Origin of the sequence: Mycobacterium sp. 852002-51971_SCH5477799-a, assembly GCF_001667145.1 — a bacterium.
Classification (GTDB): domain Bacteria; phylum Actinomycetota; class Actinomycetes; order Mycobacteriales; family Mycobacteriaceae; genus Mycobacterium.
On the sequence record NZ_LZIF01000122.1, the window covers coordinates 1 to 14,305 of the forward strand.

Here is a 14,305-nt window from a genome sequence, read left to right on the forward strand (position 1 = left end):
CCCTCCCGCCCGCGCCTCCCGTGGACCTGCCGCCGGCACCCCCGGCCGATGCCCCGCCGCCGGCCGAGGCGCTGCCGCCAGCACCACCGACGGACTTGCCGCCGGCCGAGGCGCTGCCGCCAGCACCACCGACGGACTTGCCGCCGGCCGAGGCGCTGCCGCCAGCACCACCTGCGGACGCACCGCCCGTCGCGGACACGGACTTCCACGGTTCCGTACCGGAAGACATGCCGCAGCAGGCTTCCGACGCCAACTACCTCGTGCAGCTGTGGGAGGCGATCCGGGCCCAGGACGTTCAGGGCAACGACGCGCTGGACGCTCTCGCTCAGCCGTCACCCAACGCCTGACACCGCCTGACTCCCCGCACGCCCCGAAACCCCTCCTTTTCGGGGCGTGTTGGGCATGGCGCACCAATCCGGTGGCCGGGCCTGGCGCGTCAGGCCGAGCCCACCCACTCCTCGGTTCCGTCGGCGAAGAATTGGTGCTTCCACACCGGTAGCCGCGCCTTGATGGTGTCCACCAGATGCGCACAGGTGGCGAATGCCGCCTGTCTGTGGTCGGCGGCGACGGCCGCAACCAGCGCCGCCTCTCCGATGCGCAACGCGCCGATGCGGTGGCTGGCGGCGACGGCACGCACCCCGCTGGACTGCTCGGCCACCTCGGCCACCACATCGGCGATGACCTGGTCGGCCGACGGGTGCGCGGAGTACTCCAGTCGCACCACCCGCCGTCCGCCGTCATGGTCGCGGATCATGCCGACGAATCCGACGATGGCTCCGGCCGACTGATGACCCACCAACTCTTCATGCTCGGCCAGTGAAATCGGTTGCCCGGTCATGGCAGCGCGCACGACGAGCGTCATCGCCGGTGATCTTTGCCGGCGAGCTGGTCGAGTGCGTGGTCCAGCACATCGGCGAGCACGCCGAGGCCGTCGCGGACCCCGCCGGGCGAACCGGGCAGGTTGACGATCAGGGTCTGGCCAGCCACACCGCACACCCCGCGTGACAGCACCGATGTTGGCACCTTCGGCAGGCCCGACTGGCGGATCGCTTCCGCCAGCCCCGGAATCATGTAGTCCACGACGGCCGCGGTGTGGTCCGGTGTGCTGTCGCTGGGCGAGATGCCGGTGCCGCCGGAGGTGATGACGACGTCGACCCCGGCATCGATCGCGGTGCGGAGCGCGTCGCCGACCGGCGGCCCGTCAGCCACCACCTCCGGCTGCGGGGCCGAAAAGCCGCGCTCTGCCAGCCATTCGGCGATGATCGGGCCGCAGCGGTCGTCGTAGACGCCAGACGACGCGCGGGTCGAGGCGATGACGATGCGGGCCGAACGGGTGCTCATGGGCGCGCCCACCTTCCGGTTTTGCCGCCTTCCTTGCGCAGCACTCGAATGTCGTCGATTCGTGCGGCGGGGTCTACCGCCTTGATCATGTCGTAGAGCGTCAGTCCCGCGACGCTGACCGCCGTGAGCGCTTCCATCTCAACCCCCGTGCGGTCGGTGCTTCGCACCGTTGCGGTGATCTCGACCTCAGACTCCCGCATGGTGAAGTCGATGTCGACCCCCGTAAGAGCGAGTTGATGACACAGCGGGATGAGTTCGCTGGTGCGCTTCGCGGCCTGGATGCCGGCGATCCGCGCGGTGGCCAGGGCATCGCCTTTGGGCAGACCCCCGGTGGAGATCAACGTCAGCACGTGCGCCGAGGAACGCAGGACGCCGGCGGCCACCGCGGTCCGCTTGGTGGCCACCTTCTCGCTGACGTCGACCATGTGCGCCGCCCCGTGGTCGTCCAGATGTGACAGGACGCCGGGGCCGGGGTCTTCCGACGCCCATTTCGCAGAGGCTTTGGAGTCCTCAGAGGCCATTTGGCGGCCTACCGATTGACGACGGTGACCGGGTGCAGGTAGGGCAGTTCGGTGGAGGGCAGCGGGAACACCAGTTCGCCGAAGGGCGACAGCGCGCCCGTGCGATCGGTCACGAGTTCGCTCACCGCGTGGTCGTCGGGGTCGGTCGTCGGCCAGCCGTTATCGACATACTTGGATTTGCGGGCTTTGCCCTCAGCAGTGTCAGCCACGAGGTCCATTCTGACAGGTGGCCCAACCGCACGCGGCGCAAGACCGGGGTTCCAGCCGCGCGCCCGTCGCCGCCGCTGGTCACGGTGCTGGCGAGGCGGCGGGCTTTCGGGGACTGCTGGGTACGCGCGGCCTGCTTTACGCTGGTCAGCAATGACCGACAACACCCCGGATATCCCGCTGGGGTCTTGGCTGGCCGAGTTATCCGATGAGCGGCTGATCCGACTGTTGGAGTTGCGGCCGGACCTGGCCCAGCCCCCACCCGGCAGCATCGCCGCACTGGCCGCGCGCGCCCAGGCCCGCCAGTCGATCAAGGCCGGCACCGACGACCTCGACTTCCTGCGGCTGGCTGTACTCGATGCGCTGCTGGTGCTGCAGGCCGACGCGGAGCCGGTGCCGACCGCGAAGCTGCTGGCGCTGATCGATGACCGTGCCCCCGAAACCGACGTCCTCGACGCCCTGGACGACCTCCGGGAGCGCGCCCTGGTCTGGGGCGAGGCCGCCCTGCGGGTGGCCGCCGACGCCGCGACCGGAATGCCCTGGCATGCCGGCCAGGTCATTCTCGAGGACACCTCGCGCAGCGCCGAACAGATCGCCGGCCTAATCGACGACCTCAACCAGGCGCAGCTCGACGTGTTGGAGAAGCTTCTCGAGGGCTCCCCGATGGGCCGCACCCGCGACGCCGCGCCCGGCGCTCCCGCCGACCGGCCGGTGCCCCAGCTGCTCGCCATGGGCCTGCTGCGGCGCATCGACGCCGAGACGGTGATCTTGCCCCGCCACGTAGGGCAGGTGCTGCGCGGCGAGCAGCCCGGGCCCATGCAGCTGACCGCACCCGATCCGGTGGTGGCTACCACCACCGCCCACGACGCCGACGCGGTGGCCGCCGGCGCCGCCATCGACTTGCTGCACGAGGTCGACGTCCTGCTTGAAACGCTTTCCGCCGCACCGGTTTCCGAGCTGCGCAGCGGCGGCCTGGGGATTCGCGACGTCAAGCGGCTGAGCAAACTGACCGGCATCGACGAGCCGCGGCTGGGATTGATCCTCGAAGTCGCGGCCGCGGCCGGATTGATCGCCAGCGGCATGCCCGACCCCGAGCCGGTCACCGGCGAGGCACCGTACTGGGCGCCGACGATCGCCACCGACCGGTACACCGCAATGTCGACCGCCGAACGCTGGCAGCTGTTGGCCAGCAGCTGGCTCGACCTTCCCGGGCGGCCGGCGCTGATCGGCAGTCGCGGCCCCGACGCCAAGCCCTATGGGGCCCTCACCGACGGCCTGTACTCCACGGCCGCGCCTTTGGATCGCCGGCTGCTGCTTGGCATGCTGTCCGAACTGTCCCCCGGTGCCGGCGTCAACGCGGCGGCAGCCTCGGCGGCGCTGATCTGGCGGCGTCCGCGCTGGGCCAAGCGGTTGCAGCCCGGACCCGTCGGGGACCTGCTCGCCGAGAGCACCGCCCTGGGGCTGGTCGGCCGCGGCGCGATCAGCACACCCGGCCGTGCGCTATTGGACGACGACGGCGATCCGCAGGTCGCGATCGAGGCGATGAACCGGGCGCTGCCCAAACCGGTCGACCACTTTTTGGTGCAGGCGGACCTGACCGTGGTCGTACCCGGGCCGTTGGAACGCGACCTGGCCGAGCAACTCGCCGTCGTTGCCACCGTCGAATCGGCCGGCGCCGCGATGGTGTACCGCGTCAGCGAGCAGTCGATCCGGCACGCGCTCGATGTCGGCAAGACCCGCGACTGGATGCATTCCCTGTTCGCCAAGCATTCCAAAACGCCAGTGCCCCAAGGGCTTACCTATCTGATCGACGATGTTGCACGCCGCCACGGGCAGCTGCGGATCGGCATGGCCGCGTCGTTCGTGCGCTGCGAGGACCCCGCGCTGCTGGCCCAGGCCTTGACCGCACCGGCGACCGAGGAGGTGCAGTTGCGGGCCCTGGCGCCGACGGTCGCGGTGTCGCCGGCTCCGATCGGCGAGGTGCTCGCCGCCTTGCGTGCCGCGGGCTTCGCGCCGGCGGCCGAGGATTCTTCCGGCGCGATCGTCGACGTGCGTCCGCGCGGCGCCCGAGTGGCCGCGCCCCAGCAGCGCCGGCCCTATCGCCCGGTCCGGCGTCCCAACAGCGACAGCCTAAACGCGGTGGTGGCGGTGCTGCGCAAGGTGTCCGCCGCACCCTTCGGCAATATCCGCATCGACCCCGCGGTGACCATGACGCAGCTGCAGCGCGCGGCAAGGGAACAAGACACCCTGGTGATCGGTTATCTGGATGCGGCCGGCGTGGCCACCCAGCGGGTGGTGTCGCCCATCACCATCAAGGGTGGGCAGCTCGTGGCCTTCGACTCCGCGTCGGGACGGTTGCGTGACTTCGCCATTCACCGCATCACGTCGGTGTTGTCGGCCGGCGGCCGATAATGGTCGGCATGGCCCCCGCCGTGAACACAGATCAGGAGGAGTGGCGCTGAATATGTCTGACGGACCGTTGATCGTGCAGTCCGACAAGACGGTGTTGCTCGAGGTCGACCACGAGCTGGCCGGCGCGGCGCGCGCCGCTATCGCGCCGTTCGCCGAGCTGGAACGCGCACCCGAACACGTGCACACCTACCGCATCACGCCGCTGGCGCTGTGGAACGCGCGCGCCGCCGGTCATGACGCCGAACAGGTGGTCGATGCGCTGGTCAGCTTCTCGCGCTACGCGGTGCCCCAACCGCTGCTGGTCGACATCGTCGACACCATGGCCCGCTACGGTCGCTTGCAGCTGGTGAGAAACCCCGCGCACGGCCTGACACTGGTGAGCCTGGATCGCGCCGTGCTCGAAGAGGTGTTGCGCAACAAGAAGATTGCCCCGATGCTGGGCGCCCGGATCGACGACGACACCGTCATCGTCCACCCCAGCGAGCGCGGCCGCGTCAAGCAGATGCTGCTCAAGATCGGTTGGCCCGCCGAAGATCTCGCGGGTTACGTCGACGGCGAAGCGCATCCGATCAGCCTGGCCCAGGACGGCTGGCACCTGCGCGACTATCAGCAGATGGCCACTGACTCCTTCTGGTCCGGCGGATCCGGGGTGGTGGTGCTTCCGTGCGGTGCCGGTAAGACGCTGGTGGGCGCGGCTGCCATGGCGAAAGCCGGTGCGACGACGCTGATTCTGGTGACCAACATCGTCGCGGCCCGCCAGTGGAAGCGCGAGCTGATCGCGCGCACATCGCTCACCGAGGACGAGATCGGCGAATACTCCGGCGAACGCAAGGAGATCCGCCCGGTCACGATCTCGACGTATCAGATGATCACCCGCCGCACCAAGGGCGAGTATCGGCACTTGGAGCTCTTCGACAGCCGGGACTGGGGACTGATCATCTACGACGAGGTCCATCTGTTGCCGGCGCCGGTGTTCCGGATGACCGCGGATCTGCAGTCCAAGCGGCGCCTGGGCCTGACCGCCACGCTGGTCCGCGAGGACGGCCGCGAGGGTGACGTGTTCTCGCTGATCGGCCCGAAGCGCTATGACGCGCCGTGGAAGGACATCGAGGCGCAGGGATGGATCGCTCCGGCCGAGTGCGTCGAAGTACGGGTCACCATGACCGACAACGAGCGGATGCTCTACGCCACCGCCGAACCCGAAGTGCGGTACAAGCTGTGCTCGACGGTGCACACCAAAATCGCTGTGGTCAAGTCGATCCTGGCGAAACATCCCGGCGAGCAGACCCTGGTGATTGGTGCCTACCTGGATCAGCTCGACGAGCTCGGTGCCGAGCTGAATGCCCCGGTGATCCAGGGGTCCACCCGGACCAAGGAACGCGAGGAGCTGTTCGACGCCTTCCGGCGCGGCGAGTTGTCCACCCTGGTGGTGTCCAAAGTCGCGAACTTCTCCATTGACCTGCCGGAAGCCTCTGTGGCAGTGCAGGTTTCGGGAACATTCGGCTCTCGCCAAGAGGAGGCGCAACGGCTGGGCCGGCTGCTGCGGCCCAAGTCCGACGGTGGCGGCGCCATCTTCTATTCCGTGGTGGCGCGCGACAGCCTGGACGCCGAGTACGCCGCGCACCGGCAGCGCTTCTTGGCCGAGCAGGGCTACGGCTACATCATCCGCGACGCGGACGACCTCCTGGGCCCCGCGATTTAGGTTGTGAAGGGCTCGCTGCTTAGCGTGGCGGCCACCGTGTTATTCGACGTGCCGCGATCATCGAATCTTATTGCGCTTCTTGACATCCATGGACACGACGAACCCACCGAGGCTGACAAAGCCAGCACCGACTCCTCCGATGTAAGCCTTGGCCATATCGCGGGTGGACACGTCACCGCAGTGCGATAGCGAGGCCAGCCATGCGACGGCGTCATCGCGTTGATCGTTGTCGTACACCCGAAGCGGGCATGGCATCCAGGCACCGATGGCGCGGCTTGGTGCCCGAATCCAGCCGATATCACTCATGACAGCGCACCCGTCGAGCAAGCGCAGATAGGCCGATCCGAGTCGCGCCTCCGTCCACAGTGCTCCCGCCGTGATGCGCTGAAACCCCGGGCCGAACGCATACAGCAGCCGCATCCGATCCCCTGCGCGTCCTGCCTTTTCGATCATCGGCGCGAAGACCCGTGCATAGTCGGATGCGGTCACTGTTCCGACGGCCTCCAGCGCTTGAATGCCCGCGGGCATGCCCATAAGTTCCTTCAGCACCGCCGTCTCCTCTCCGGTGTCGACGATCGACGCGCTCGCCGTGCCCCTCCACAAATTACTATCCCACCGCAACTATTGCCTAGTGCTATGATAATTTGGCTTTACTCGCCGCGGAGGTACGACATGAAGATCGCCATTGTCGGTGCTGGCATCGCCGGTCCAACACTTGCGTACTGGCTTTGCCGCCATGGCCACGAGCCCACCCTGATCGAGAAGGCGGCGTGTCTTCGCACTGGCGGCTACGCAGTGGACTTTTGGGGCGGTGGGTATGCCGTTGCCGAACGTATGGGTCTTACCGCCGAATTGCACGCCGCCGGATACGCGGTCCAGGAGGTGCGAATAGTGGACCGGAATTCGCAGAAGGTGGGCGGCTTTTCGGCTGAAGCTTTCCGGCGGAACGTCGATGGCCGGTTCGTGACTGTGCCCCGCGGCGATTTGGCGGCCATTATCTATCGCTCCATCGACAATCATGCCGAAACCCTGTTCGGTGAAAGCGTTTCGGCCATCGAACAACACGACTCGGGCGTGCAGGTCACCCTGCAGCGTGGCGGGTCACGAGAATTCGACCTGCTCGTCGGCGCGGGTGGTATCCATTCGCCTGTCCGGGATTTAGTATTCGGCCCGCCACCCCGATATGAGGTCGACCTGGGCTACCGAGTCGCGGCGTTCGAGGCCGAGGGCTATCAACCGCGTGATGAACTCGTCTACTTTGCGCACACCATGCCCGGGCGCATGATCACACGATTCACGATGCGCGACGACAAGACGATGTTTCTCTTTGTTTTCACCTCTGGTCACATGAGCGGGCCCGATCCGCAGGATGTGCCACAGGCCAAGACGACCCTGCATGAGGTTTTCGGCAACGCGGGCTGGGAATGTCCGGAGATCTTGCGCAAGCTCGACGGGACCTCCGATGTGTACTTCGATCGAGTCAGCCAAATCGTCATGGACCACTGGTCGGATGGACGTGTAGCGCTCATCGGTGACGCCGCGGCCGCGGTCTCGCTGCTGGCGGGTGAGGGAACCGGTCTCGCGATGGTGCAGGCCTACATACTGGCCGGCGAACTCAATAGCGCAGGAGCCAATCACCAGGATGCGTTTCGTCGCTACGAGCGGCAGCTGCGTCCGATCGTCGAGGCCCGGCAGCGGTCGGCGCGGGCATTCGCCACGATGTTCGCGCCGAAAACTGCGCTGGGCGTATGGACCCGCAATCAGGCGTCGAAACTGCTGAACATTCCGCGGCTGGCCGACTGGGCCATCCGCAGCGAATTCCGCGACGACATCGCGTTACCCGAATATGCGGCGTAGCCGTCCGACTGCGGTGGACCTGAGAAGGGTTTGGGCTCAGTCAATTAGAGCGACAGGATGGTCGCCGACGCGGTGCCGGGCGCGCCGTACACCTGGGCCAGGCCGACGCGCGGGTTGCCGGGGACCTGGCGCTCCCCCGCCTCGCCACGCAGCTGCCGCACCAATTCGTGCATCTGCCGCAGCCCCGACGCGCCAATCGGCTCGCCGTTGGCGATCAGCCCGCCGTCGGTGTTGACCGGCATCGAGCCGTGGATCTCGGTGGCGCCGTCGGCCAGCAGCTTCTCCTGCTCACCGTCGGCGCAGAGCCCGGTCTCGGCCATGTGGATGACCTCGTTGCCGGCGTCGGTGTCCTGCAGTTGGGCGACATCGACGTCCTCGGGCCCGATGCCCGCGGCTTCGTAGGCCGCCTTGGACGCGTACACCGTCGGCGAGACGTCCTCGTCGAGCGGTGCGAAGGTGGCATGTACCTCGTATGCCCCGAATGTGCGGGTGCGGATCTCACAGGCGCGCACGTACACCGGCTTGTCGGTGAACTTGTGCGCGATGTCCGCGCGGCACATGATGACCGCGGCAGCGCCCTCGTCGGGCGCGCAGAACATGTACTGCGTCAACGGGTAGTTGAGTACGGTCGAATTGAGAATCTCCTCGACCGAGATCTCCTTGCGCCGGAAGGCATTCGGGTTCAGCGCGCCATTGCGGAAGTTCTTGTTGGCCACCCGCGCCAGCGTCTCCTGGGAGATTTTGTGGTCGTGCAAGTACTTGTTGGCCTTCATCCCGAAGAACTTGGTGGTGACGAACTGACCGTTCTGCGCGTACCACTGTGGCAGCGCCAGCTTGGCGGGGTCGTCGGTGAAGGCTCCACGCGGATGCTTGTCCAGCCCGATGGCGATGCCGATGTCGTACTTGCCCAATCGGATGGTGTCCGCGGTCTGCTGAATCGCACTGGCGGCGGTGGCGCAGGCGTTGAAGACGTTGGTGAAGGTGATGCCGGTCAGTCCGACCAAACGCGTCACCGCGTCCGGGTTGGACACTTCGTGACTGCCACCGAACCCGAACTGGATGTCTTTCCACTCCACGCCGGCATCGGCGAGCGCGCTTTGGATGGCTTCGGCGCCCATCTGCATCGCGGTCTTCTCGAACCGGCCGAAGGGATGCAGGCCCACACCGATGATCGCCACATCGTTGGTCATCTCAGGCTCCTTCTGTCTAGACCGGCTGGAAAGCGAACGTGATGATCTCGTTGCCGTCCGCGTCGGTGGTGAAAGGCACCATGGTGAGCTCGACCTCCTGGCCGAACGTCAGCTTGGCGGGGTCGTTCTCGGTCAGCCGGCCCTCGACGCGGATCACGTCACCGAGCTGGACCAGACCCACGCCGAACGGCACGAAGTCCTTGCCGGTCGGGCCGGCGTACGGGGCCCCGGGCGGGAAGCCCTGCGTGGTCCAAGCGATGACGGTGCCGGTCCGCGGCAACAGGACGTCGCTCATCGCGCCGCCGCTGCACCGCGGACACCGCTCCTGCACCGGGAAGGTCGTGGCGCTGCAATCGCCGCACCGACTGCCGATCAGCTGCGGATTCTCGTCGGGCCAGGTTGAGATCTCGGGAGCGAGTGCCTTCTGCATTGAGGGGTCCTCCAGGAACGTCCACGGTGTGCCAAAAGAACAATTGTGACTGAAACCGTATAACAGCTTTCCGAAAAGTGGAAACCACATTCTCATCATCGGGAGGACGGGCGAACCACCCACGGAGGAGCGAAGATATGGTGGGCCCATGACGGTCACGGTGATACTTGAGCTCAGGTTTAAGCCGGACGAGGTCGCTGCGGGGCGCGAGCTGATGGGCCGGGCGCTACAGGACACTCGGGCATTCGACGGCAACGTGCGCACCGACGTGCTTGTCGACGAGGACGACGAAGCGCACTGGCTCATCTACGAAATCTGGGAGAAGGTCGAAAACGACGAGGCCTATCGCGCGTTTCGCGCCGGCGAAGGCAAGCTGACTCAGCTCCCTCCGCTGCTGGCCGCGCCTCCGGTCAAGACCAGGTACATCACCAGCGACGTGTAGCGCGCTAGCTGCGCCACCGGCTCACCGAGCCCGCCATGGCCCCGAAAAGCGGGTCGGGGAGCAGCCGAAGCGCCCGGTTTCGAGCGCTCTCCAGGGCGGCGCTTTCCGGGGCGGTGAATCGGGAGCCCGCTTTCGACGCGCCGTACAACGCAAGCATGCGCAGCCATCGTCGTGACAGACCGGAAGTGCCGTGCCGCGCCAGCGTGATCGCGTCTTCCATGGCCAGGGCTGCGCCTTGACCGAATGTGGGACGCATGCCGTGTGCGGCGTCACCGAGCAGCACGACCTTGCCTCGGACGAGTCGGCGGGGTGGTCGGGCCTCAAAGATCTCCGGTGTGATCATTTCGCCGTCCGTCGCGGCGTCGATCAGAGCCGGCAAGGGTTCGGGCCAGTCGCGGAACGCCTGCAAGTCCGCGTGCCGGTGTCGGGTACCGCCGTAGACGTAGGTGCGACCGTCGACCAATGGCAAGATGCCAAAATCCGCTGCGCGGCCCCAAATCGGGCCGAAACCTGTATCGAGTTCGCGGTCAGTTATCCAGGCCCAGCCGGTGATGCCGGTCGGGCGCGGCGACGGCGCGTCGGCAAACATCAACTTCCTTGTGACGCTTCGCACCCCGTCGGCACCGATAATTAGATCGAACCGCGCGGCGCGGCCATCGACGACGACGGACCCGTCGACACCGATAGCGCCAACGCTGGACGAGTACTGCACACATTGTGCGGGCAGCGCCGCGGCCAACCAGGCGATCAGCTGAGCGCGCGGAACAGTCGCGAACTCATCACCTCCGGTGAGTTGTGCAAGGGTGCGTCTGACCAGCACGCGCCCGTCACGAGCACGTACGGTGGCCGCCATCCGGGACCACGGGTCGGTCGCTACGCGGTTCCGTACACCCAGAATTGACAAGCACGCCAACGCGTTTGGGGCGAGCGCGATGGCTCCGCCCATTGCGGAGGGTTCGGGCGTCTTCTCGAATACCGTGACGTCGTGGCCGTCCTGCCGGAACGCGATGGCAGCCGCCAAACCCGCGAAGCCTCCGCCGACGATCCCCACCCTCATGAACAAACACCACTGCCCTCGGTAGGTGCGTGGAAGCGTCGGCACAACACGGGGACCGCCCTAAGTCAGCGCGGGTATGACTTGGCTTTCGAACATCTCGATACCGGAACGGTCGTAGGCAGCCTCGGGGAAGTAGCAGATGGCGTACTCGCACCCGAGGTCGCGGATCTTCGCGAGCCGTTCGATCACTTGGGCCGGTGTGCCCGTCGCCGAGTCCGGTCCGCTGGTGCCGGCGATCATCGCATCCGCCGAAGCCTCGCCCACACAGCCCACCAGCCGGTCCCGGACTCGTTGCAGCCGCTCTTTGACATCGGCCTCGGAGCTGCCCACGATCGCATTGATGTTGACGGAACGCACAATCGCATGGAAGTCGGTGCCCACGCTGCGGCAGTGCTCGGCCAGGACCTCGGACTTGTGCGCGAACGCCTCCGGCTCTGGCGTGAAATTCGTGTACTGCGCGTATTGGGCGGCGATGCGCAACGTCACCTTCTCACCTCCGCCGGCAATCCATAGCGGAATTCCGTTTTCCCGCAAGGGCTTCGGCGCAACGATTGCTCCGTCAACCTGGTAGTGCTTGCCATCGAAGCTGACCTTGCCATCGCGCCAGGCCTCACGCATGATCTGTACGCCTTCGTCGAGCCGACCCAACCGCACGCCCGCCGACGGGAATCCGTAACCGTAAGCGCGCCATTCGTGTTCGTACCAGCCACCACCGATCCCCATCTGAACCCGGCCACCGGAGATGATGTCGGCGGTCGCGGCGATTTTGGCGAGGTAGACGGGGTTGCGGTAGCTCATCGCCGTGCACATCTGGCCGAGTTTGATCCGCGATGTGGTGGCCGCATATGCCGCCATCAACGACCAGGCCTCGTGGGTAGCTTCACCCGTTGGCACCGGAACCGTGTGAAAGTGGTCGTAAACCCACAGCGAGTCCCAGGCGCTGCGGTCTGCGTAGGTGGCCAGGTCGCGCATCACCGCCCAGTGATTTTCGGGTTCGATGCCGACCAGATCCATTCGCCAGCCTTGCGGAATGAAGAGACCAAAGCGCATACCGGGACTGTAGCCCAACGAGCTCATAGCGGATCGATAGCTCGAGTCCAGCCGCCGCCAACGCCCGAGCCCTTCGTATAACGAAGACGTCATCGCGGTCGACGACGGTGGCATCAAATGTCAGGGGCAGACCTCTGGCAACATCTTCGCCCAGAACGCTCACGACCAAAGCACTGCCAATGGTGCGGGCACGTCCTGTTGCAGTCCCCGCGCCTCAGCCACCCAGCGCGTCGAGCGCGGCCGCAACCGACTTCTCGCGCAGCTCTTCGTAAGGCGCGTCGGGAAATTGCACGCAGCAATCCTGCAGGCCGCCGAACGCGACCACCGCCCGAGTGGACTGCGCGAGCGTCGGTTTCTTTCCGAACACCAGCCTGGCCAGCCGTTCTCGCCACGCCAGCACGGTGTCGATGAGATCGAGGTCGATCAGTGCCGACAGCTCGGTCAACAGCAGCCAGAGTTCCCGGCGGTGCCGATAGTGGAAGTCGAAGTAGCCCTCCAGCAGCTCGCGCACATCGTTGCGGCCGCGGCCCTCGTGGTCGGCGACGAATCGCTCGCCCTCGTCGATCAGCGGCACCAGGATGCTGCGCACCAAGTCCTCGCGTGACGGAAAGTGGTAGTACAACGCGGGTTTGGTGATGCCCAACTGGTTCGCGATGTCCTGCAGACTGGTGCGCTGCACGCCGCGCTGCAGGAAGAGCTCGCGGGCAACCTCTTGGATGCGCTCGCGGGTGTCCGACCGGGGCCTGCTCACCCACCGAGTTTATCTGACTTACCGATAGGTAAGTGGGATGTTAAGCTTACCGAACGTTAAGTAAGCGTGGGAGGTGATCATGCGGATACTCATCTCTGGCGCCAGCATCGCTGGCCCGGTCCTGGCGTACTGGCTGACCCGATACGGCTTCGACGTCACTGTCGTGGAGCGCGCACCGACGCTGCGCAAAACCGGTGGCCACGCCGTCGACTTGTTCCGTCCCGCAATGGAAATCTCGACGAAGATGGGCGTCCTCCCGCGCATCGAGGCGCGGGCCACCGGAACGGAACGACTGACGATGTACCGGGAAGGGCGAACGAAGGCCATCGAAGTCGACCTCACCAAGATCTACGCCGCCACCTCCGATTCGCACGTGGAAATCATGCGCGACGACCTGAGCGAGATCTACTACGACGCCGCCCGCGACGACGTCGAGTACGTGTTCGGTGACTCGATCACCGCGATGGACCACGACGGCACCGTGACCTTCGAGCGTTCGCCAGCGCGCAGCTTCGACGTCATCGTGGGGGCCGACGGGTTGCATTCCAACGTTCGGCGCCTGACCTTCGGCGACGACGCCGACTTGACACGATTCCTCGGGGGATACCTGTCGGTGGTGTCAGCACCCAAGGCGCTGGTCGAATCCGGCGAGATGGTCGGTCACGTCGGCGTCGGACGCTTCGCCGGGATCTACACCGCGGATCACCTGGACGACGCCCGCGCGGTTTTCATGTTCCGTAGCAAAGACGAATTGGACTACGGCCATCGCGATGCGTTGCGGCAGAAGGAAATACTGCACGACGCGTTCACAGGAATGCACGAACAGGTGGACACTTGGCTGGCGGAACTCGAGCGCACACCCACCTTCTACTTCGACTCGATCACCCAACTGCGCACCGACCGCTGGTCGCGGCGTCGGGTCACCCTGGTCGGCGACGCCGGATACTGCCCGGGACCCGCGGTGGGCGGCAGCACCAGTCTCGCCGTCCTCGGCGCCTATGTGCTGGCCGGAGAACTCGCCGAGGCGGATGGCGACCACCTGCGCGCCTTCGCTGCCTACGAACTACGGATGCACGACCCTGTGCACCGCAGCCGGACTTTCGCCCGCGGCGCCGCCAAAGGCATCATCCCCGGTTCACGGGTTGGAGTGTGGGCGTTAACCCGTGGAGCCCAGCTGGTCTCGGCGATGCCCGGGTCGCTGTCCCGGACTGTGGCGAAGCTGAATACCAAGGGCATCCGGATGCACGATTCGATGCCGGTGCCCGAATACACCGGAAGCGGCGTCTGACAGCATGTCATGTAGGGCCGCGGCCCGAGCGGCCGCGGCAGGCGGGCGCCACGAAGG

15 protein-coding genes and 1 pseudogene are annotated in these 14,305 nt (G+C 66.4%); 6 read left to right on the forward strand and 10 right to left on the reverse strand.

Features of this window, described 5'->3' with window-relative positions:
- Positions 1 to 347, forward strand: a pseudogene (locus A5753_RS22185) (resuscitation-promoting factor RpfA); the annotation flags it as partial.
- Between the two features lie 89 nt (positions 348 to 436).
- Here A5753_RS22185 and A5753_RS22190 read toward each other — a convergent pair.
- From A5753_RS22190 to A5753_RS22205, 4 genes are read right to left on the reverse strand one after another with little or no spacing between them, the layout of a single operon-like run.
- Positions 437 to 862, reverse strand: coding sequence for a molybdenum cofactor biosynthesis protein MoaE (locus tag A5753_RS22190; RefSeq protein WP_067133574.1), 426 nt, complete (start codon positions 860 to 862; stop codon positions 437 to 439).
- Entirely contained in the window at positions 859 to 1,341 is a 483-nt protein-coding gene (locus A5753_RS22195) for a molybdenum cofactor biosynthesis protein B (RefSeq protein WP_067133977.1), read from the reverse strand. Before A5753_RS22195 ends, A5753_RS22190 begins: the two co-directional genes overlap by 4 nt.
- Positions 1,338 to 1,862: a cyclic pyranopterin monophosphate synthase MoaC gene (gene moaC / locus A5753_RS22200; protein WP_067133578.1), complete on the reverse strand. Its 525-nt coding sequence runs from the start codon at positions 1,860 to 1,862 to the stop codon at positions 1,338 to 1,340. The genes A5753_RS22195 and moaC overlap by 4 nt, the downstream gene beginning before the upstream one ends.
- Positions 1,863 to 1,870: 8 nt before the next feature.
- Positions 1,871 to 2,071, reverse strand: coding sequence for a hypothetical protein (locus tag A5753_RS22205; RefSeq protein WP_197694773.1), 201 nt, complete (start codon positions 2,069 to 2,071; stop codon positions 1,871 to 1,873).
- Between the two features lie 151 nt (positions 2,072 to 2,222).
- Here A5753_RS22205 and A5753_RS22210 point away from each other — a divergent pair, with 151 nt between their 5' ends.
- Positions 2,223 to 4,481 carry a helicase-associated domain-containing protein gene (locus A5753_RS22210; RefSeq protein WP_067133584.1) on the forward strand — a complete coding sequence of 753 codons (2,259 nt, stop codon included), beginning with the start codon at positions 2,223 to 2,225 and terminating at the stop codon, positions 4,479 to 4,481.
- Positions 4,482 to 4,533: 52 nt separating this feature from the next.
- Positions 4,534 to 6,183 (forward strand): DNA repair helicase XPB, encoded by a 1,650-nt coding sequence (locus A5753_RS22215; protein ID WP_067133980.1) that lies wholly within the window; start codon positions 4,534 to 4,536, stop codon positions 6,181 to 6,183.
- Positions 6,184 to 6,240: 57 nt separating this feature from the next.
- Here the strand turns inward: A5753_RS22215 and A5753_RS22220 are convergent, their stop codons facing one another.
- Positions 6,241 to 6,717: an STAS/SEC14 domain-containing protein gene (locus A5753_RS22220; protein WP_255361374.1), complete on the reverse strand. Its 477-nt coding sequence runs from the start codon at positions 6,715 to 6,717 to the stop codon at positions 6,241 to 6,243.
- Positions 6,718 to 6,855: 138 nt separating this feature from the next.
- On the opposite strand from A5753_RS22220, the gene A5753_RS22225 reads away from it, so the two are divergent.
- Positions 6,856 to 8,040, forward strand: a complete 1,185-nt coding sequence (locus A5753_RS22225; protein ID WP_067133588.1) for an FAD-binding domain — start codon at positions 6,856 to 6,858, stop codon at positions 8,038 to 8,040.
- Positions 8,041 to 8,084: 44 nt separating this feature from the next.
- Here the strand turns inward: A5753_RS22225 and A5753_RS22230 are convergent, their stop codons facing one another.
- A complete protein-coding gene (locus A5753_RS22230; protein ID WP_067133591.1) occupies positions 8,085 to 9,230 on the reverse strand; it encodes a thiolase family protein in 1,146 nt (381 codons plus the stop codon).
- A 16-nt stretch (positions 9,231 to 9,246) separates the two neighbouring features.
- A complete protein-coding gene (locus A5753_RS22235; RefSeq protein ID WP_067133595.1) occupies positions 9,247 to 9,660 on the reverse strand; it encodes a Zn-ribbon domain-containing OB-fold protein in 414 nt (137 codons plus the stop codon).
- A gap of 148 nt (positions 9,661 to 9,808) precedes the next feature.
- On the opposite strand from A5753_RS22235, the gene A5753_RS22240 reads away from it, so the two are divergent.
- Entirely contained in the window at positions 9,809 to 10,102 is a 294-nt protein-coding gene (locus tag A5753_RS22240; RefSeq protein ID WP_067133598.1) for a putative quinol monooxygenase, read from the forward strand.
- Positions 10,103 to 10,106: 4 nt separating this feature from the next.
- Here A5753_RS22240 and A5753_RS22245 read toward each other — a convergent pair whose 3' ends face one another.
- From A5753_RS22245 to A5753_RS22255, 3 genes are all read right to left on the reverse strand, one after another.
- Positions 10,107 to 11,159, reverse strand: a complete 1,053-nt coding sequence (locus A5753_RS22245; protein ID WP_067133601.1) for an FAD-dependent monooxygenase — start codon at positions 11,157 to 11,159, stop codon at positions 10,107 to 10,109.
- Between the two features lie 60 nt (positions 11,160 to 11,219).
- Positions 11,220 to 12,209: an LLM class F420-dependent oxidoreductase gene (locus tag A5753_RS22250; RefSeq protein ID WP_067133604.1), complete on the reverse strand. Its 990-nt coding sequence runs from the start codon at positions 12,207 to 12,209 to the stop codon at positions 11,220 to 11,222.
- A 214-nt stretch (positions 12,210 to 12,423) separates the two neighbouring features.
- Positions 12,424 to 12,960 carry a TetR/AcrR family transcriptional regulator gene (locus tag A5753_RS22255; protein WP_067133608.1) on the reverse strand — a complete coding sequence of 179 codons (537 nt, stop codon included), beginning with the start codon at positions 12,958 to 12,960 and terminating at the stop codon, positions 12,424 to 12,426.
- A gap of 79 nt (positions 12,961 to 13,039) precedes the next feature.
- On the opposite strand from A5753_RS22255, the gene A5753_RS22260 reads away from it, so the two are divergent.
- Positions 13,040 to 14,248 (forward strand): FAD-dependent monooxygenase, encoded by a 1,209-nt coding sequence (locus tag A5753_RS22260; protein WP_067133986.1) that lies wholly within the window; start codon positions 13,040 to 13,042, stop codon positions 14,246 to 14,248.
- Positions 14,249 to 14,305 lie beyond the last annotated feature (57 nt).

Bases quoted from the DNA above. Each gene is read 5' to 3' on its own strand.
- A5753_RS22190 (WP_067133574.1), bottom strand. From the start codon at position 862: ATGACGCTCGTCGTGCGCGCTGCCATGACCGGGCAACCGATTTCACTG.
- A5753_RS22195 (WP_067133977.1), bottom strand. From the start codon at position 1,341: ATGAGCACCCGTTCGGCCCGCATCGTCATCGCCTCGACCCGCGCGTCG.
- moaC (WP_067133578.1), bottom strand. From the start codon at position 1,862: ATGGCCTCTGAGGACTCCAAAGCCTCTGCGAAATGGGCGTCGGAAGAC.
- A5753_RS22210 (WP_067133584.1), top strand. From the start codon at position 2,223: ATGACCGACAACACCCCGGATATCCCGCTGGGGTCTTGGCTGGCCGAG.
- A5753_RS22215 (WP_067133980.1), top strand. From the start codon at position 4,534: ATGTCTGACGGACCGTTGATCGTGCAGTCCGACAAGACGGTGTTGCTC.
- A5753_RS22220 (WP_255361374.1), bottom strand. From the start codon at position 6,717: ATGGGCATGCCCGCGGGCATTCAAGCGCTGGAGGCCGTCGGAACAGTG.
- A5753_RS22225 (WP_067133588.1), top strand. From the start codon at position 6,856: ATGAAGATCGCCATTGTCGGTGCTGGCATCGCCGGTCCAACACTTGCG.
- A5753_RS22230 (WP_067133591.1), bottom strand. From the start codon at position 9,230: ATGACCAACGATGTGGCGATCATCGGTGTGGGCCTGCATCCCTTCGGC.
- A5753_RS22235 (WP_067133595.1), bottom strand. From the start codon at position 9,660: ATGCAGAAGGCACTCGCTCCCGAGATCTCAACCTGGCCCGACGAGAAT.
- A5753_RS22240 (WP_067133598.1), top strand. From the start codon at position 9,809: ATGACGGTCACGGTGATACTTGAGCTCAGGTTTAAGCCGGACGAGGTC.
- A5753_RS22245 (WP_067133601.1), bottom strand. From the start codon at position 11,159: ATGAGGGTGGGGATCGTCGGCGGAGGCTTCGCGGGTTTGGCGGCTGCC.
- A5753_RS22250 (WP_067133604.1), bottom strand. From the start codon at position 12,209: ATGCGCTTTGGTCTCTTCATTCCGCAAGGCTGGCGAATGGATCTGGTC.
- A5753_RS22260 (WP_067133986.1), top strand. From the start codon at position 13,040: ATGCGGATACTCATCTCTGGCGCCAGCATCGCTGGCCCGGTCCTGGCG.